Origin of the sequence: Methylobacterium sp. 391_Methyba4, assembly GCF_029691625.1 — a bacterium.
Lineage (GTDB): Bacteria > Pseudomonadota > Alphaproteobacteria > Rhizobiales > Beijerinckiaceae > Methylobacterium > Methylobacterium fujisawaense.
In genome coordinates this window covers 567707-585758 of sequence record NZ_CP121475.1, presented here as the reverse complement: position 1 = coordinate 585758, position 18052 = coordinate 567707, and the positions used below count along the sequence as shown (strand labels likewise).

The window sequence follows — 18052 nt, the reverse complement described above, 5'->3', positions numbered from 1 at the left end:
TGATCTCAATCCAGGGCAAGGATGCCGGTGTCGAGCCAGTATCCCTGCTCCGAGGCCAGGGTATCGAGCACGAGCTCGATCTTGCGTCTGACGTCGAGACCGCCCGCGTCGTAGGCGTCGGTGATCTCGAATTCTTCCTTCATCGACTCGGAGCGCAGCAGGGCATCCGGCCCCTCATCGTCGGGCCGGCCGTCGCCGCTGCGCTCCAAGGTAATCTCCAGGGGCAGCCGCAGCTGCGTCGCCTCCTGGCCGGCGCGCATCCGCAATTGGTAGAGCGGTGTCGCGATCCAGCGCTCCACCGGCAATTGCCGGTACCCCAGGCGCATCGGCGCGTAGTACCGGAGCTTCGCGCTCATCGCGGGTCCCTGGCGCCGGGCCGAGGCCGGGGCGTCGAGATCGACCTCGCGGAAGACCAGGCCGGCGTCGCGGAGCTGGCCGCTCAGCTCCAGCTCGCCGATGTAGCGGGCCGTGGAGCGCAGCGCGAGGCGGCGGGTGAACAGGGTGAAGTTGGTGAGCTGGCCCTCCGCGAGCGCGCAGAGCATGCCGCCCACCGCCGTGGTGGTCTTGGGGTCGCCGATGCGGCGGTTGTCCCGTTCCCGGAACGGGTACCACGTGCCGGCCTGATACTGGTGGAGCGGCACGATTCGGTCCGGCGAGACCGCCAGCTTGTCGACGAGGCAGTCGACGAAGGCTTGGAGCCGGGAGGGGCGGCCCGAGAGCAGGACCACGTCGACGTCGAGGGCGTGCACGGCCTCGCACAGGTTGTCGAGGACGAGGTCGAGCGTCGCGACCACGCAGGCGCCGACCACGTCGGCCCGGCTCTCGAAGACGCAGTCGGTCAGGGCGAAATCCGCCGCGCCGCCCGCGCGGGCTGGGATCTCGAGGAAGTCGAGCAGGCGCTGCTGCGGCAGGGCGCGGCGCAGGATCCGGCCGCCGCGTTCGGGGAAGAACTCGGCGAACGGGCGCGCGGTGATCTCCGCGCCCGCCTCGACGTCGCCGAGGATCCGCAGGCCGATCGGCTCCAGCACCCGCGACACGAATTGCCGCCGCAGATGCTTTTCCTGCTCGGCCATGTTGGCGCGGTCGCCGCCGAAGCGCTCCAGCAGCAGGGCGTGCGGGTCGGGATGCCCGGCCGACCGCAGGGCCGCCTCGATCGTGGGCAGGACGAGGCGCTCGATCACCCGCTTGAGGATGTCGTCGCCGGCGATCCGGAAGCCCTCGCGGAAGTTCTGCACCGGTTTGATCGCCCGGTTACCCTCCGCGTAGTAGGTGGTGATCATCAGGTCGGTGGTGCCGCCGCCGACATCGATGCTGGCGATCCGCACCGATGGTTCCGGGGGTATCTCGGGGCCGGGCGTGGTGTCGGGCTCGGCGAAGGGCCGGGGGCGGCCGACGAGGCGCAGGAAGCCGTCGACCGCGCCGCCGAGCTTCTGCGTGATCTCTCCGTACAGGTAGACGAACTGGACGCAGCTTGCCTCGTCCCAGGCGACGTGGACCTCGGGCTGGGTCAGGCCGGGGGGCGGATTGTCGGCCCAGCCCATGAGCTGCCAGATGAGCTTGACTGCTCCCTCGGCGCGGGACCGGAGCAGGCGCTGCTCCTGGACCGGCATGGCGGGCGGCAGGGTGAGGATGATCCGGCGCAGCTTGCGTGGGGCGTCCTTCGTGCGCCGCCGCTCCCGCACACCGGCGTTGTTGATGGTCGAAAGGGCGTGGCAGATCACCTCGGCGACCATGAAGGTGAAGAAGGACGAGCGCGAGAAGGTCAGGCGCGAGGCACCGACGCGGTCGTCCGGCAGGACCCGGATTCCGTAGCGCTTCCTGTCGGCGTCGAGCTGCGCGATGACGTCGCCGCGGCTGTTGACGAATTGCCGGATCGTGCGGTCGATCAGCGGGCTCGTCCCGTCGGCGCCGTAGTCGCGGTCGGGGAAGCGCCATTCCTGGTTCACCGGGCGGACGTCGCACAGATAGCGTTTCGGGCTCGACAGGCCGCCCACCGCCTCGGTGCCCTGGGCAAGCTCGCGGAACCGGCCGGCCTCGGGCCCGACCCGGACGGGGCTTGGCCAGAAGAACGCCCGCGGGCGCGCCGACAGGCGCGAGAGGTGATCGCGGCCGAACCGGGCGTGCGACAGCTCGACATGGCTTTCGAACGGCTCGGTGTAGACCTGCTCGGGCTCGGACAGGTCGCGCAGCTGCAGCACGAACGAGTTGTTGAGATCGACCCGGTCCTCGTTGGGGTGGGACTCGATCAGGATTCCGCAGGTGCGGCTGTTGCCGATATCGAGGATCAGGTCGACCGTGACCGGCCGGATCGCCGGCTCGGCCGTCACCGTATCGGTCAGCCGCAGGGTCCGGGGCCGGACCGCCATTTGCAGGTATTCGAGGAAGACGAGATACCGGGCATAATGCTCCAGCGCATTCGGGAAGTCCGTGTCGCGCAGGGGGCGATCGGGCCGCTGCGCCGCCTTGAACTCGCGGAACTGCTCCATCAGCCACGCGGGGACCCATTCCTGGAAGCCCGTCAGCCGGCGAGTCTCCTCGTCCTCCCCGGCCGCGCCCAGGAACCAGCCGATGTCGCGAAAGCGGTGGGCGAAGCGGAACTCGTGCTCGTTGGCGGCATCCTCCAGGCAAGGCGCCGTGTAGGGCCGGTTCGGGCGCCGCTCGAGCAGCTCGGTGTCGAAGGCGAAGATCACCCGGTGGCTGATCGGGCTGTCCGGCGCCCGGTCGGCGACCTCGACGATCCGCACGCGCGCCCAGTTGGTCGGCCCGAGGTCGAGTTCCTCGCCGCCCTCGACTCCGGCCTTGACCCGCAGCATCGGCACCGGGGTCCATTTCTCCAGGAAGACCTCGAGGGCGCCGCGCTCGCCGACCGCGTATTCCCGGTCGTCGCCTTGCGCGGTCTCGACCGCGTCGGCGCCCGGGTCGTCCTCGTTCCAGGTCGGGAGCAGGCGGTAGGTCCGGCGTCCGTCGGCTCCGGGCGAGCCTGAGACAGCGCGCTCGACGAAGCGGCGGGACAGGCGGCCGACCGTGTCGATGTGGAAGGCGTATTCCACGAACTGGACGCCGCTGTGCGGGACCAGCCGGATCGTGGGGCCGAAGGGGACGGGATCGACGAACATCGCGGGTGGCGGGTCTCGTGTGACGCGGGACGGCGGGTCAGGGAGCAACTCTTGGCGTCGGGTCGGTCAGGGCACAGCAGCGTTCCCGGTCGGGGCCTGGGGCCCGCTCTGCGGCGTTGCCGGAATCGGCAGGTCGAAGGACAGCACGGCCTGCGCGACCCTCTCCGCCGAGATCCGGCCGGTGCGCTGCTCGACGACCTCGCCGTGACGCGACAGGATGATCTGGAACGGGATCTCCGGCCTCGCCTCACCGTGACGGGCAAAAAGCCCGACCTCGACGCCGTAGCGGCCCTCTGGGGCGGGGGCATCGTCCCAGATCACGTGCTCCACCGGCCGGCTGGCGCTGCTCCCGCCCTTCTCGTTCTGGTCGGCCACGAGGCGGGCGCCGCAGGAGGCCCGGTGGTCGAAGCTGATGCGCGTGCGGTCCGGACAGACGACCTGGAGGTCGAGATCGGACGCGCCCTCCCACGCGAGCGTCAGTTCGAGACCCTGCCCGCGCTCGATGCCGGTGAGACGCCGCGCGAGGTCGGGCGGGATCACCTGCGGGGCCTCGAGTGCGGCTCGCCGCGGCGGCACCGGGCAGCTCGCATCGCAGGTGAGCGCCCGGCGCGTGAGGGCGAGTTCGGCGGCCCGCACGGCGCCATCCGTGGTCCGGATCGCCGCGAGGATCGCGCTGCCGTCGGGATCGAGGGCCACCGACGGTGCCGGGCAGTGATCGGGCAGCGCCGCGCGCATCCAGGCGGGCCAGTCGCCGCTGCCGACGGCGCAGGCACGGAGGAGCCGATCCGCCAAGACGCCGCAGAGCAGCACGAAGACGAGCCAGAGGATCGGCGCGAGCCATGGCCGCCGCGTGGGCGCGAGCCGGACGCCGGGCCGCGGCGCGGGCGCTCCGGCCGTGTCGGAAGGCGGCGCCGGCGGCGGCGCCCAGGGGCTGGCCGGCGCTTCCACCGCCGCGGCGCTCGCCGTGATCGCGGCGCCCCGCGCGACGGCCGGGCCGTCCGAGCCGGCGCGCCGGTAGCCCCAGGCCACCAGGACCGGCTGGCCGTCGACCGACCACAGGTGGTCGGCGTCCGGGACAACGAGCGCGTCCCGCAGCAGACGGGCAAGGTCACGCGAGGCCTCGCCCTCGCGCTCCAGGCCATCCGCGAAGGCGGTGATCTCGGCGACCAGACGGGCCGCGGTCTCGCGCAGGGTCGTGGCGGCGACGGGATCGAGCGCGGTCACGGGCCGCGCGTCACCGTCGACCGCGGCGAACCACGCGAAGCCTGGACGTCCAGTGCCGGCGACCGCGACGGGGGCCGGTTCGGCGAACAGGTGTGCATGCGCCGGACTCAGACGGCGCGCTAACAGGTCGACGAGCTGCTCGTATTGCTGCGCGAGCTTCGGATTGACCGGGTCGAGGCCGAGGCGCGGCGTCTCGGTGAGCTTTGTGGTCGCTGGCATGATGACGGCCCCTCAGCGTGCCGGCGGGCGGGCGTCGCGCCCCGGCCGAGGGGCGGTTCGCGCGTCCGGCCGCGGAGCCGTCTGACCCGCCGGTGCGGCTGGCGCCTGGGCCGGCGTCGTTGCGGCAGCCTCGGCCGGCTCCGCCGCGGCAGTCACTGCAGGGCGGGGCGTCGCCTGGAGATCACACGGGCGGTCATCGAGAGCCGCGGTCACGCCGGCGCCTGCCAGAAACGCCGCGAGACCGTCGGCGCCAAGGGCGTAGCGCGCGGTGACCGGCATCCGGTCATCGGTGCGGCCGAAGGCGTTCACGCCGACGACGCGGCCGCAATAGTCGACGAGCGGGCCGCCGCTGTTGCCCGGTGCGATCTCAGCACCGTGCAGCACGAGTGTCACTGCGGCCTCGTCGTAGCGCTGCAGATGGTTGACCACGCCGGTCTGAACCACCGGGACCAAGTCGCGGCTCGCGGCAGCGTCGCCGTCCCGGAGCCGCGCGAAGGTCGGGTCGGTGCCGAGATAGAGGCCCGGGAACCCGGCCGCGACCACCGGCGTCAGCGGCCGGCCCGGCTTCGCGAGGGCGAGGGGCCGCCCCCCCGAGCGCGGCGGGACCCGCAGCAGGGCGAAGTCGGTCAGGGTACCCGGAGCGCCGACCTGCACCAGGGTCGCCGGGACGACGCCGGCGTGCCGCCCGGCGATCATCAGCGTTGCGGCGCCCTCGACGACGTGGCGATTGGTGACGACGAGATCGTCCGCGATGAAAAACCCCGAGCCGGTCGCGTCGCCGGCCAGGACCAGGACCGTGCTGCGCTCCAGCCGGTCGATGAGCCCGTCGGTGGCCGGCGTGCCGGCTCGAACGGATTCTGCCGGCGACGTTGACGGCTCGACGGCGGCGCGGGCCGCGGGCGGGGCGGCCGGATCCGCGGGCAGGCGCACACCCGCAGGGCTCTGCGGAACCAGGCCCGGAAGTTCCGTCCGGAGACGGGGGCAGGCGAAGCCTTCCGCCGCGGCGAGGGCATCGCGCCGGCGGCGAAGGCCGTCGAGCCAGGCCGTCTGGAAGGCCCTGGACTCGGCCGAGACCACCCGGGGCAGAGGCGGGAAGACCAGCACGCCCGGCACGTAGGAGAGCGCGACCAGGGCCGCCGCCGTCCCGGCGGCGACGACCGGCGCGATGCTGCCGCGCCAGGCCGGCCGCGCGGCGATCCCGTGCCGTGGTCCGGGCGACGGATCCTGGCTGGTTGAAGCCGTCGGCTTGAAGCGTGCGGCCCAGTCCTCACGGCTGATCGGCGGATAGGGCAGGTGTTCGGGTGCGTCCGCGCTCGTCCGCGGCCAATCCCTGAGGAAGCAATCCCCAGTCGACGAGGAGCGGGACGTCCCCGACCGCCAGCACGGCGGAAGGTCCCGCGAGGTTGAGGCACGCCGCCGTGAACGCCCCCGCCTCGCGGTCCCGCAGCACCGGCTCCAGCGCCGCCAGCGCGGCCCCGAGGCGGTGCCTGAGGCGGGCTGCACTGTCTGGATCGAGGTCGGCGAGCGGCCGGATCGCGCCCTCGAGATTCGTGTACCAGTCAACGCGTGCCGCGGCCGCCCCGTTGCTGCGCGAGATGACCGGTTCGGCGAACAGTTCGGCAGCGGCGTCGCCGCCGTGCTGGCGCAGGAGCCGCCGCAGCCGGTCATACGCCTCGATGACCGGCCGGTCATCGAGGCGCACCGCATCGAGTCCGGTCAGCGTCCGGCTGGCGACGAAGCGCGTGGCGCCGGTCATGACCGCACCGCCCACGCTGCCTGCGGCCGCCGGCTAATCACAGCGCACGCCCGTGCCGGAGCCGTCGAGTTCAAGGCGCACGAGCGCGTCCCGCGCCTTCGTGGTGCCGCGCTCGGCGGACTTCACGTACCAGGCTCTGGCCGCCGCCGCGTCCGGAGAGCCACCGATCCCGTTGTCGAGGGCGACCGCGTAGCAGTACATCCCTTCCGGAATGCCTGTCTCGGCCGCATCGCGGAACCAAGCGCGCGCCTTGGCATCACTTTTCTCGAATCGGCGCCCCTGTTGATAGAGGATGCCGATATTGACCTTGGCTGCACCGCTGCCCAGTTCGGCCGCGCGCCGATAGGCCTCGAAGGCATCGTGGTTTGCGCCCTGCCGGTCGTAGGCGCGTCCGAGCTGGAAGTGGAGGCGACGCAGGCGCGGGGCCTCAGCGATTGCTGCCCGGCACGCCGCGACGGCCGCGCTGGCGCGCAGATCCCGGAAGTTGACGGTCCGCTGTGCGTCGGGGGCGTCTGGATCCCACGGAGCGCTCGCCAGATGGTCGCAGGACTGGATAACCCCCAAACCCATATCGCCGTCGCGTGCAGATGACGCGCCGCAGGACATCGCAGCGCTCAGCACGGAGGACACAAGGTTTATCGTGAATACTAGCTTGCTTCTGCTAGATCTGCTCAAGGCTAGCACTAGAGTGTCTCTCGAACACGATTGCTGCTTCTACCTAAGCGCTTGCGGGTTAACGCATATACAATCTCAAGTGGTTAAAGCGGTCGCGCAGCTGCCTGTACAAGGCAACTCAGAGTGTTTGCCGCACGCCATGGCGAGGAAGCCACACACGTCCCGGGGCTTCCCATCGTGGTACGACGCCGCCGAAACCTGCAGCGGCCGCAAGTGGATGCGGCTGCGGCCGTGCCGGCCTCAATGACAGGTGATCTGGACCGTGAAATCGCGAGCCTTCTCGGCGATCGCGGCTCCGTCCATTGGGTCCGTCATGCGCACGTTTATCGGCGCCTCGACGCCGTTCGCCTCGAGGAAGTTGAGGGCGATCGTCGACTTGATTGCGAAGTTGACGTTCTGCGGCACATCGCCTGAGGCGAACGCGACCTGCTTCGATTGCACCACCCCGATCACGTTGCCGAACTGATCGAGGGCGGGGCCGCCGCTATTGCCCTGCTGGACCGGCGCCGAGATCTGAATCTTGCGGGTGTCGTCGCCTGAACCCGCCGTCGCCGTCACGCTGCCGATGGTAAAATTGCCGGTCGAAGCCAAGACATTGCTCTGGGGATAGCCGTAAACATAGACGTTCTCGCCGAGCCGCGCGCGAATCGAGAGCGGCGGCACCGCTTTCTGCGGGAAATCGGTGGTCAGCACCGCGAGGTCATTGGCGGCGTCCCGGGCCACGAGACGGGCCCGCAGGGCGGTATGGCCGGGCTGCTGCACAGAGATATCCGAGCACGCCTCGACCACATGGTTGTTGGTCAGCAGATGCCCGCGTTCCGACACGTAGAAGCCGGTTCCGGTGCTGGTCATGCCGGCTTCGCGCTTGCGCGGGCTATCGGGCGCGGGCTCCGCCTTTGCGGCCGCCGTCGTCACGTCCTTCTGACAGCCGATGACGGCGTCGAAGGCCTCCGTGGATCCGACGAGGGACAGGACGGCGATCTGACGTCCCTGGAAGATCACGTTGATGCTGCCGGACGCGGACAGGTCGGCCACGAAGCGTTCCTTCAGCCCCGACTGGTACAGCCCGTGCGCGTCCCCGCGCTCGAACCCTGTGAATGTCCCCTGCCACTTCTGGCGGCCCGCTATCATCCGGAGCTCGTACTGCCCGCCGACCTCCAGCGAGCGCCACTTGGCGTTGGTGAGGGCCAAGTACGACGCGCCACGGGCGCCGTTGAAGCCGAACCACAGCGTGGTCCCGTCGCCGTAGCTCGCCGCCGCCAGGCAGCCGCCGAGGCTCTCGCTGTAGCCGATGGACCAGCCCGCGACTTTCCCGAAGCTCTTGTCGACCGTCAGCTTCGGTGGTGCGGGCGAGGCCGCGGCGGGGTGAGCCACGCCGCCGACGACCGCCAGAACAGCGAAGGCAACCTTCATGCGAGACATGCGCGTCGATCCGGCGTGCGTCTTGGAAGTGGCTCTCAGCGCGTCTGGTTGATCGAGGTCGTGGCATTGCCCCGCGGCGAGGCGAAGGGATCTGCGGACGCGTTCACGACCTGCGCCCCCGTCGGGCCGGCGGCGGGCTGCATGGGCTGACGGTTCGCACGGACTACTTTCCGCCGGGGAGCTGGCACGCGCCGCACTTCATGGATGACACGGACGGTACGGCGCGGCGGGGCATAAACGACGACGGGTCGCTCACGCGCCGCCTGCGCGGCAATCGAGCCGGCGATGACGCCGCCGAGGACGCCTCCAGCCAAGCCGCCGAATACGGCGCCCGCGCTTTGCGCGTGGGAGGGCGCTGGAGCCAGACCCAGTGCGATGATCGCACCAGCCGCGCCGGCCGACAACAAGAAACGCCCTCGCATCAACTCACCCTCTACAGACCAGGCTCAGAAGTGGCCGCGTCCTGATCTAAGCTTAGCCATATTCAGGGCGCTGTGAAGGGGGATCGATCGCATTTTGCATATTTTAGGTTGCCTGGCCCTGAAAAAGGGCAACGGAAAGTTACGTAGACGGGGCGAGCAACCGGGAGGGATATTCCACAGGCTGTCAACCTTTGTATATTTCAAAATTGCCCCGAATCTGAGCGACCTTGATGCTATAAAACAACTCTGGATATTGAGTTTTGGTAAATCCAAATATAATATTTTGTCTGGCGAGATTTTTGTCGGATTCAAGGCAACGACGACTCGATCGAGCTTCCAATCAAGTCATTATTTTTTCTTGTCGAGTTTTGATCTATCTTCGATTTCGGTCAAGATGGAAAAATTTAATAGATCGGCTTATGAATATTTTCAGAATTTACATTCTTAGATAACTTTGAAATATGATTGGATTACATCTGCAGATTTACTGCATTGAATGAAATTAATGTGCCGCTCAGCGCGCCAGTCGGTTGGTGACGGGCCCGTCTGCCTTTACAGCAGATCTATCTCAAAGCACACCTTCCACTTGCGGCCAGTCTCCGTCGTACTTGACCGCCATCGCGCGCGAAACCGGTCGTTCGCCCTTGCGCCTATCCCGGCCATTCAACGGGCTGTGACGGCACCCTCTAAACGGACGCTCCCAACTCGAATCGAGCGTCGCATAAGGTCGGTTTACGGAGCGCTGGGGCTTACATGGCAGCAGCGTGCTGACGGTGACGAAGGGGCTGGCGATGCCGCGCAACGTCATCGTGCGCAAGCGACCAGGACGTGAACGACCGTCTGGCTCGAAGACAGCCGTTCTTCGCCGATGTCGCCCCGAGACGGGGTGATGCTCTACGAGGCGGAGGTGTTCCCGCTAGGTGTTTGATCCCGCGATGTGGTGGTACGGTTGACCACCATGCGGTGAGGGATGGGCTATGGGCCAAATTCTCCACGGCAGCGCCCGCACGACGGAGGCGATCCGTCGCGCAATACAGCTACGTCAAGAGAGTGTGAGAGCGGCGGCCAAGCGCCACGGCGTCAGCCCGACGACGATCCAGAAATGGCGCGGACGGCAGTCGACGGCCGATGCCGCCATGGGGCCGAAAGAAGCTCGGTCGACGGTCCTGACACTGGAGGACGAGGCGACCATCGTCGCCTTCCGCCGGCATACCCTGTTGCCGCTGGACGACTGCCTCTACGGCCTGCAGCCCACGATTCCGCAACTGACCCGCTCGTCGCTGCACCGTTGCCTTGAGGGGCACGGCATCAGCCGCCTGCCCGAGATGGAGGGCGACAAGCCCAAGAGGAAGCGCTTTGCCGATTACCCCATCGGCTACGTCCACATCGACATCGCCGAGGTCAGGACGGAGGAAGCCAAGCTCTACCTGTTTGTGGCTATCGACCGAACCTCGAAGTTGGCTTTCGCCAAGCTGGAGACGGAGGCCAACCGCGACACCGCTTCAGACTTCCTCCGCGCGCTGGTCGCGTTCGTGCCGTACAAGATCCACACGGTGCTGACCGACAACGGGGTGCAATTCTGCCATGCCCCGCGCAACCGCGCAGGCCCGACTGCCCTCTACATCCGGCACATGTTCGACCGCGTCTGCCATGAGCACGGCATCGCGCATCGCCTGACCAAGCCCAACCATCCCTGGACCACTGATGTAATCGACAAGAGCTTTCTTCGTAGATCTGCGCTATTTTCGGCTGGCGCACGGGCGACCGCGTGGCGAAGAGCAGGGCGTGAGGTGGGAGCCCTGCCGCGCAGCCTCTATCGGCGCACCTCAGTTGCGGCGCCCGTGCGCACCTTCTTGGGCCCTTGCGGATTCCAGCCCGTCACGAAGCGGGCGTAGACCGTCTCAGCCTGTTCGACCCAGCGCCGCTCCCCATCGCGGTGGCTCTTGCTGTTGTAGGCGTGAGCTGCCCCCTTCTGACCGCGAGCCGCCTTGTAGCCGGCCCTCAGCTCAAGATCGCGAAGCTTCTTCGCGTGAAGCGAGGGGCGGGCCCAGACGTAGCTCTCGCTCTTGGTCAAAAGATGCCAGATCACGACCGCGAGCTTGCGGGCGGTTGCGACAGCGGCAACGTGCTGGCCGCGTCGCGCCCTGACCCGCAGGAAAAAGGCTCGGAGTGGGCCTGGAGCGCGGGCTGCGGCCCAGGCGGCCTCGACCAACATGCCGCGGGCGTGACCGCGACCCTGCTTGGTGATCCGGCCGTGGTGCGCGGGTCCCGGTCCTGATTGCCGCACGCTCGGGTTCAGACCGAGGTAGCTGACAAGCTTTTGCGGCTCGTCGAAGCGGGTCACCTCGCCGATGGCCGCTGTCAACGCAAGCGCCACCACCATGTCGATGCCGGGGACCGTCATCAGTCGCTTGACGCTTTCGTCAGTGAGGGCCGAACGGGCGAGATCGCGCTCGATGACCTTCAGGTCCTCGCCAAGCCTGTCAAACTCGCGCAGGTGCCGCTCGATCGCGAGCCGTTCGTCCTCTGGCACGACCTGTTCGACGAGCCAGGCCCGGCCCTTGGCCCCGCAGAGGTCGGCGTGGGGACAGGATGGGATCAGGTGGCTGTGCAGGATCGACTGGATGATGTTTTTTAGCCGGGATCGCTGCCGGACGATCTGGTTGCGGCGGGTAACCTGCCGGCGCAGCGCCTGGGTCGGCTCGTCTGGAACCCACACCTCCGGCAGGAACCCGCTCGCGTAGAGCTGCGCCAGCACGCCGGCGTCGATCGTGTCGGTCTTGATCTTGGCATGCGCGATCATCCGCACCTGCATCGGGTTGGCGATCACCACCTTCTTCACGTGCGGCGCGAGAACCGCCACAACGGCCGAGGCATTGCCAGTGGCCTCAACCACCACGACGTCATCCGCCGAAAGTTGCTCAGCGAAGGCGGTCAGAAGATCGCGACGCATGTCGACGCGACCCAGCCGCCTCAGCTTGCCATCATCCCACGCTACCGCTTCCGCGAAGGCGCGGTGAATATCCAGTCCGATAATCCGCATGCCCACTCCCCATGATGGTTCGTCGACAAAAACGGGAGCTGGCGGGCAACACGACACCTACTGATCCGCGCTCGCAGCGCATCCGGGAAAGTCGCAAGGGGCGGCCATGTAACGAGTTCGGGCTCTCAGCCCACTGTCTATCGACGGCCTGCCCGCACCTTCGTGCTCCCGGTGCCCCGCGTCCCAGATGGGCTCACCATAATGCCGTTCTCCGGAGAGAACAGCGGAACGAGAAGGCACCGCACAGGTACATACCGGATAACGGTCAAGTCGAGCGGATGAACCGCACCATTAAGGACGCTACGGTCAAGCGCTACCACTACGACACGCACGAACAGGTCCGGGCGCACCTGCAGCTCTTCGTCGACGCCTACAACCATGCCCGTCGGCTGAAGACCCTTTGTGGCCTCACGCCCTACGAGCATGTCCTTCAGGTCTGGACCAAACAGCCCAAACGCTTCAAGCTCGATCCGTCACACCACATTCCGGGACCATACAGTCCTGCGCGCGCCGGCCTACCGGCGTGACGTAGTCAGTTTGTGAGCGTTATGCCTGGTTCGGAAAAGGCTCGCCATAAAGGCGGACGATCTCTCCCGACGCAACCCAGTCATTCCGTTGAAGAAGCAAGCATCCTGAAAGCAGGTATTCGGTGAACCCAGCTCCACCGAATGGTCGCCGATTTGCGGATGAGCAACTCAGGCACCCATGCTTCTCAATGCAGACTCACTGCTGACGCGACCCCGCGTTCCGGCATGGCGGCAAGTGCTCAAGCCGGGATGCTGTCCGGCGTGGCCGTGTTCTCGGCGGTGACACCGTTCGCGCGATGTCGGAAATCGCTGAGGGCCCGATAGACCTGGAGCCGTGCCCGCATCACCGAACCGAGCGGACGGTGTTCCGAGAGGCTGTGCGCGGGCCGAAAGGTCATCACCTCATCGAAGTAGCGTACCCGCTCGGGGGAATAGGCATCCTGGCGCGGCAGCCGGAGCGTCGCCACCGTGCGGTACGGGCTGATCGCGACCGGCCAGTCCACCGAGGCATCCTCGATGGGCTGGCGTTCGGCATCGGCCCAAAGCTGCGCCTTCAGTTCGTAGACCACTTCGTGGTCGCGGAAGAACGCCGCGGCTGCATGGCGGAAACCGTCCTCGTCACCGTGCGGGTCGAGCCGCCATTCGGCCAAGTCCCACTGCGCCTGCGAAGCCGGGACCGCGCCGAGCTTGGCGACGTAGTCGCCAAACCGCATCGGGGCTTGGCTGAAGTCGCTGTCGGCGAGCGGATGGCTGTAGGGATGGCCGAGAAAGTCGGCCATGGCACTCTCCGTGCCGAAGGCATGCAACATCCGGTTGAGGTTGCGTGCGGTGGCGGCGACCGCACTCTTCACACCCTCGGGCAGTCCGGTCGCCTTGCCGATCACCGTGCCGTCACGCAGGAAACCCGCTGCCGTCCCGGACGGAAAGGTCGTGCCGGTCGCGAGCACGAAGTCCTGGGTGTCGACGTCGTGGCCGGGCAGCTTCTCGCCCGGGACTCCGAACACCTTGATCGACATGCCGCGATGGGTGGACACCCGGTCGCCCAGAGTCTCGCCCGGCCCCTGGGCGAAGCGCACGGCTACCTTGTGTGTCCCCGGCCTGGCGAACAGACCCTGCGCGAGTTCGGGCGGCAGGCCCTCCGGGATGTCCAACTCGCCGACGACGCAGGCCGAGCTCTTGGCGTGGCTCGCGCGCACCGCGTGATGCTGGCGCTTCTCCACGACTTGCGATTGCTGGGTCATCCCCTGGATGATGCCGTCGATGGACGTCTGCTCGTCCGGCGCCGGCGTCTCGATGTCGAGGGCATAGCGAAGGTAGGTCATGAGCGTCTCCTCGGCGTGTGGCTCGCCTCTGGGAGTGTTTGACGAAGGCCGCGGTCAGGGCGCGGGATCGACCTGCTGGTCCGGGATGGGGACGTCGAAGCCGTTGAGCGTCGTGCACACCATCGCGTAGAGGCCGACGAGTTGGATCAACTCGGCGATGCCCCGGGGTCCGAAGGCCGCCTGGACACAGGCGTAGACAGGCCCCGGCAACACACCGCCGGCGTTGAGCGCGGTGGCCGCGTCGTAAACGGCCGCCTCGTCGGGCGAGAGGTCCGCGGGGCGCTGACCGGCCGTGATGGTGGCGATCTTGTCCGGGGCCAAGCCTTTGTCGCGGGCGATCCTCACATGGGCGTAGAGTTCGAAGGCGGCCTTGAACCGGGCGCCAGTGGCCAGGATGGCAACCTGTCGTGCGTTGTCCGGCAGGGCGCCGCAGGCTGAAACTGCCTCGGTCAGTTCCCAAACCGCTCTGCCGATCCGCGGCTCGTGGAGCCAGGGGTTGAACGGGCCGAGGAGCGCACCGTCCGCCCTGGCCGTCTGGAATCCCTGGAACTGCTTGGCGATGCCGGCCCTGAGCGTGTCGCAGAGATCGCGCTGCTTGTTGACGAGCTCACTCGGGGGGATGGGAGGCAGGCGCAAGGCGATAGCTCCGGCGCGAATTGGCAAGCCGCGCCGCCGATAAGCCATCCGCCCGGCGGACGTTCCATAGTTCGTTCATGGGCGATTGAATGTCGCGCAATCCGGAACGTCAGCTACCCGTGGCTCTTCTCTCTCGGCCGTCGCCAGGAGACAGCAGGAGACAGACCGTGCAACCACCCGTGCGATACAGTCCCGATGTCGAGGCGGTGAGGCCAGACGAAGGGCAGATCATCGAACAGCTGAACGCAGCCTTCGACAAGATCCTGACCAGGGTCGCGGAGGATTCCGGGCACGCGGTGCGCTCGGTCCACGCCAAATCGCACGGCATCCTCGAAGGTACGCTGACGATCGATGCGGACTTGCCCCCCGAATTGGCCCAGGGCCTGTTCGCTCGAGCGGGCGAGCACAAGGTCTACATGCGGATGTCGACCAACGCCGGTGACATCCTGCCTGACGCCGTCTCCCTACCCAGGGGCATTGCCTTGAAGGTCCTCGACGTCGAAGGCGAGCGTCTCCCGGATGCGGAGGGGACAACGCAGAACTTCATCATGGTCAACGGCACGGTGTTCCAGGCGCCGAACGCCGAGAAATTCCTCGGCAGCCTGAAGCTTCTCGCCGGCACGACCGACCGGGTGGAGGGGCTGAAGGTCGCCGCCTCCACCGTGCTGCGCGGGGTCAACAAGGCCCTCCACGCGGTCGGTATCGACAGCCCCACCATCGGCTCCCTCGGCGGAGCCCCCAACGTCGATCCGCTCGGCGAGACCTATAACAGCCTGACCCCGTTCCGGTACGGCGACTATATCGCGAAGTTCTCGCTGGTCCCCGTCGCCCCGGCCCTGACCGCCCTCACCGGCACCGAGATCGACGCTTCCGGCCGCCCGAACGCCATCCGCGAGACGGTCCAGTCCGAGATGGCCGGCATCGCCGGGGAATGGGAGTTCCGCGTGCAACTCTGCCGCGACCTCGAACGCCAGCCGGTCGAAGATCCGACAGTGGAGTGGAAGGAGGACGAGGCACCGTTCCAGCGGGTCGGCGTCGTCCGTGTCCAGCCGCAGGACAGCTGGCACCCGGACAGGGTCCAGGCGGTTGATGAGGAGATGCGCTTCAGCGTCTGGACCGGGCTCGCCGCGCATCGGCCGCTCGGCAACGTGAACCGCGCCCGCAACGCCCCCTACCGGCATTCGGCCGAGTTCCGCGAGCGCTTCAACCGCTGCCCGATCCACGAGCCCGGCGCGCTGCGCTGATGATGGATGATAGGGCGCGGCTCGTCCGCGCCTTTTTTGAAGCGTCCGCGACCGCAACGAGATTCGGTGGGATGGCAACATCGCACCTGATCTCGTTGACCCGACCCGAGCCTCGACTTCGAGGTGCGCGGCCCCGCGGGTATCCGCACGCTTGCCGCAGACCTGCGTGGTGGCCTGTCGTCGAGGGCGGCCGCGTTTCCAGGGCAGACAAACCGGCGAGGTCCAAGGCCCGTCGGCCACCGGGGAGCCCATCGACATCGTGGTCATGGACCTCTTCCGGGCCGCGGTCGGCTGCCGGGCAGACTTGGCTGAAGGAGACCGCCTCGATCCAGATCAGTCCCTGCGACCGCGGCAGCTATGCTGAGGTGGTGCGGCCACGATCGCTGGCCCAAGGCCTGGATGAGCAGCGAAAGTGCATCAGAGTCAGAGTTGCACGCCAAAATATACTATTCGACGCTGGGATCGAGTTCAGCCCCGCGGGGTACGGTTACCGTGGAGAGAACCGAAATTTGTTCATGGTGGTCGCTTCGATCGGTTTCTCCAAAGCGGATCCACGCCGCTCTAGCCGACGGAGACACTTTCCCGAGTTCTGTGTTGGGATGAAAGCTCGCCCAGAACCGTTGGTCTGTCCCGAAGAAGAGTCGCCGGAAACATGTACGCGCCCCTACCGACGCATGTCGGCCCTGCGGACAGCCGTCGCCGTCTTCTCAGCCCGGTCACATCGCGGCCGCCAGAATCGGCCAAGCGCGCGAACCCGGAAACCGGCCTAAGAGACCTGCCCTCCTCTACAGAGCGGCGATCCAGCCATCTGGTATAAGCGGATCGATTGAGGGCAATGCGGTAGCGCGCTATCTTTCTTCCTGATCCGGCTCGAACCGTTCCGGACGGTGCCCGCACGTGATGCGGAGCATGGAAACAAGGAGGAGACATGGACGCACATGCGACGGGGGATCCGGTCGGCGGACAGCCTTTTGGACCCCACAACACGGTGACGGTGGTCGATCCGTCGCCGGTCAACTGGCTCTCCATCACGTGGAACACCATGGAGGAGGCCAACCGCGTCGATCACGACGGCATCGGCCAGCCGAGCCTCGCGGAGTCCTGGCGCTGGCTCGACAGCGAGACGCTCGAACTCACCATGCGGCAGGCCGTCTATCAGGATGGCGAGCCCTTCAACGCCGGCATGTTCAAGCTCGGCTTCGACAAGGTCCAGGAATGGACCAACCCGCACCCGCCGGGCGCCTTCCTTAATTTCGCCCGGGACGTCACCTGCGAGGTTGTAGACGACCGGACCGTGCGGATGCGCTTCCCCGGCGGCGACTCCGCAGCGCTGATGAAGCTGCGGGGCATGCATCTGCCCTCGACACGATTCTGGAACGAATGGGGTTTCGTCGACCCGAAGACGGGATCGGCCGAAGGCCATTGGTGAGTGATCGACGCGCCTGGTCCGTGGGGGACTGGCCCGTTCGTGCTTACCGAAGGCGTCTCGCTGATCGACTCGCGCTCCGACCGCGTGGTCATGGAGCCCAACGAGACCTACTGGAATCCCGACCGCAAGCCGACGGTCCGGATCGTCTACGACAACGTGATCGGCAAGGCGGAGGGCATCAAGTCGGTAGCGGCCGGTGACGGCCGGGTCGACGTGGTCTTCGATCTGACACCGGACGAGGCGCACGCCTTCCCGGCGAGCGAGCATGGAAAGATCCAGACGAAGAAGGCGAAGACGATCCTGACGGGCGTTTTCAACGAGAATCGTCCGGACTCACCCTGGCGCAACCCGGAGGCCCGCCGGGCCTTGAACCTCGCCATCGACCGCGAGTTCGTGCTCCACCAGGGCGCGCACGGCTACGGCACGGTCATCCCGGCATTCATCCAGCCCGGCCGTTACGGGGCGGATCCGGAGATGAAGCCGTTCCCGCACGATCCCGAGGCCGCCAAGCGCGCCCTCGAGGCTGCCGGGATCGGCGGGCGGGAGCTCGTGTTCGTCGCCTCGCCGGCCTGGAAGGGCGTGGTCGCGGCGATCGGGCAGTGCCTCGCGAAGATCGGGCTCGGCTGCCGGTTCGTCAGTGCCAAGGAGGAGCCGCCGGAGGAGTTCGACGTCAAGCTCGAATGGTACTTCGACTGGACGCCGCAATATCCGGTGGCCTGCGTCCACCGCGAGTTCTTCGGGAAGGACGCGACCCTGCGCCAGGGTCCGGAGGATCCGGACTTCGACGCCCTCTACGACAAGCTTCTGCACACGCCGCACGAGCCGCAGCAGGAGGAGGTGGTGCGGGCGGTCGAGCGCTACCTGCAGGACCAGGCCAAGGCCCTGTTCCTGTACGCGCCCTACACGCTGTTCGCCGTGTCGGACCGCGTGGCGTTCACGCCCTACGACACCTGCATGTCGGAGCTTGCCGAGACCCGGATCAAGGGTTGAAGCGGCAGGCGGCGCGGGGCTTCCTGC

11 protein-coding genes and 3 pseudogenes are annotated in these 18052 nt (G+C 67.5%); 4 read left to right on the top strand and 10 right to left on the bottom strand.

What is annotated here, in order from left to right; genetic code table 11:
- Window positions 1-5: 5 nt before the first annotated feature.
- The 7 genes from P9K36_RS02800 to P9K36_RS02770 all read right to left on the bottom strand — a co-directional run bounded on the left by P9K36_RS02800 (window position 6) and on the right by P9K36_RS02770 (window position 8819).
- Complete coding sequence (locus P9K36_RS02800; protein ID WP_278306536.1) at window positions 6-3116, bottom strand: virulence factor SrfB; 3111 nt, start codon at window positions 3114-3116, stop codon at window positions 6-8.
- 66 nt (window positions 3117-3182) lie between these two features.
- Entirely contained in the window at window positions 3183-4559 is a 1377-nt protein-coding gene (locus P9K36_RS02795; protein WP_043755355.1) for a hypothetical protein, read from the bottom strand.
- 12 nt (window positions 4560-4571) lie between these two features.
- Window positions 4572-5663 carry a serine protease gene (locus P9K36_RS02790; RefSeq protein ID WP_278306535.1) on the bottom strand — a complete coding sequence of 364 codons (1092 nt, stop codon included), beginning with the start codon at window positions 5661-5663 and terminating at the stop codon, window positions 4572-4574.
- Window positions 5664-5826: 163 nt separating this feature from the next.
- The gene (locus P9K36_RS02785; RefSeq protein WP_278306534.1) at window positions 5827-6315 is read right to left on the bottom strand and encodes a hypothetical protein; all 489 of its coding nucleotides are present in this window, start codon (window positions 6313-6315) and stop codon (window positions 5827-5829) included.
- Window positions 6316-6348: 33 nt separating this feature from the next.
- A complete protein-coding gene (locus P9K36_RS02780; RefSeq protein WP_236961614.1) occupies window positions 6349-6945 on the bottom strand; it encodes a tetratricopeptide repeat protein in 597 nt (198 codons plus the stop codon).
- Between the two features lie 285 nt (window positions 6946-7230).
- Window positions 7231-8412, bottom strand: coding sequence for a serine protease (locus tag P9K36_RS02775; RefSeq protein ID WP_043755352.1), 1182 nt, complete (start codon window positions 8410-8412; stop codon window positions 7231-7233).
- Between the two features lie 35 nt (window positions 8413-8447).
- Window positions 8448-8819 (bottom strand): hypothetical protein, encoded by a 372-nt coding sequence (locus tag P9K36_RS02770; protein WP_124263043.1) that lies wholly within the window; start codon window positions 8817-8819, stop codon window positions 8448-8450.
- Between the two features lie 992 nt (window positions 8820-9811).
- Here P9K36_RS02770 and P9K36_RS02765 point away from each other — a divergent pair.
- Window positions 9812-10552 (top strand): annotated as a pseudogene (locus tag P9K36_RS02765) (DDE-type integrase/transposase/recombinase); the annotation flags it as partial.
- 95 nt (window positions 10553-10647) lie between these two features.
- Here P9K36_RS02765 and P9K36_RS02760 read toward each other — a convergent pair.
- A complete protein-coding gene (locus tag P9K36_RS02760) occupies window positions 10648-11877 on the bottom strand; it encodes an IS110 family transposase (RefSeq protein WP_075380600.1) in 1230 nt (409 codons plus the stop codon).
- 260 nt (window positions 11878-12137) lie between these two features.
- Between P9K36_RS02760 and P9K36_RS02755 the strand changes: the two are divergent.
- Window positions 12138-12404: pseudogene (locus P9K36_RS02755) on the top strand (integrase core domain-containing protein); the annotation flags it as partial.
- Between the two features lie 239 nt (window positions 12405-12643).
- On the opposite strand, the gene P9K36_RS02750 reads toward P9K36_RS02755, so the two are convergent.
- Window positions 12644-13726 (bottom strand): catalase family protein, encoded by a 1083-nt coding sequence (locus P9K36_RS02750; RefSeq protein ID WP_111474280.1) that lies wholly within the window; start codon window positions 13724-13726, stop codon window positions 12644-12646.
- Window positions 13727-13780: 54 nt separating this feature from the next.
- Window positions 13781-14362: a carboxymuconolactone decarboxylase family protein gene (locus P9K36_RS02745; protein ID WP_111474281.1), complete on the bottom strand. Its 582-nt coding sequence runs from the start codon at window positions 14360-14362 to the stop codon at window positions 13781-13783.
- Between the two features lie 167 nt (window positions 14363-14529).
- On the opposite strand from P9K36_RS02745, the gene P9K36_RS02740 reads away from it, so the two are divergent.
- Together P9K36_RS02740 and P9K36_RS31010 are read left to right on the top strand one after the other, a co-directional pair.
- Window positions 14530-15606, top strand: a complete 1077-nt coding sequence (locus P9K36_RS02740; RefSeq protein WP_164706413.1) for a catalase family protein — start codon at window positions 14530-14532, stop codon at window positions 15604-15606.
- Window positions 15607-16534: 928 nt separating this feature from the next.
- Window positions 16535-18025, top strand: a pseudogene (locus tag P9K36_RS31010) (ABC transporter substrate-binding protein).
- Window positions 18026-18052 lie beyond the last annotated feature (27 nt).

What these genes read in the sequence shown, in the direction of transcription:
- P9K36_RS02750 (WP_111474280.1), bottom strand. Translation starts at nt 13,726, where the DNA reads ATGACCTACCTTCGCTATGCCCTCGACATCGAGACGCCGGCGCCGGAC.
- P9K36_RS02785 (WP_278306534.1), bottom strand. Translation starts at nt 6,315, where the DNA reads ATGACCGGCGCCACGCGCTTCGTCGCCAGCCGGACGCTGACCGGACTC.
- P9K36_RS02760 (WP_075380600.1), bottom strand. Translation starts at nt 11,877, where the DNA reads ATGCGGATTATCGGACTGGATATTCACCGCGCCTTCGCGGAAGCGGTA.
- P9K36_RS02800 (WP_278306536.1), bottom strand. Translation starts at nt 3,116, where the DNA reads ATGTTCGTCGATCCCGTCCCCTTCGGCCCCACGATCCGGCTGGTCCCG.
- P9K36_RS02795 (WP_043755355.1), bottom strand. Translation starts at nt 4,559, where the DNA reads ATGCCAGCGACCACAAAGCTCACCGAGACGCCGCGCCTCGGCCTCGAC.
- P9K36_RS02775 (WP_043755352.1), bottom strand. Translation starts at nt 8,412, where the DNA reads ATGTCTCGCATGAAGGTTGCCTTCGCTGTTCTGGCGGTCGTCGGCGGC.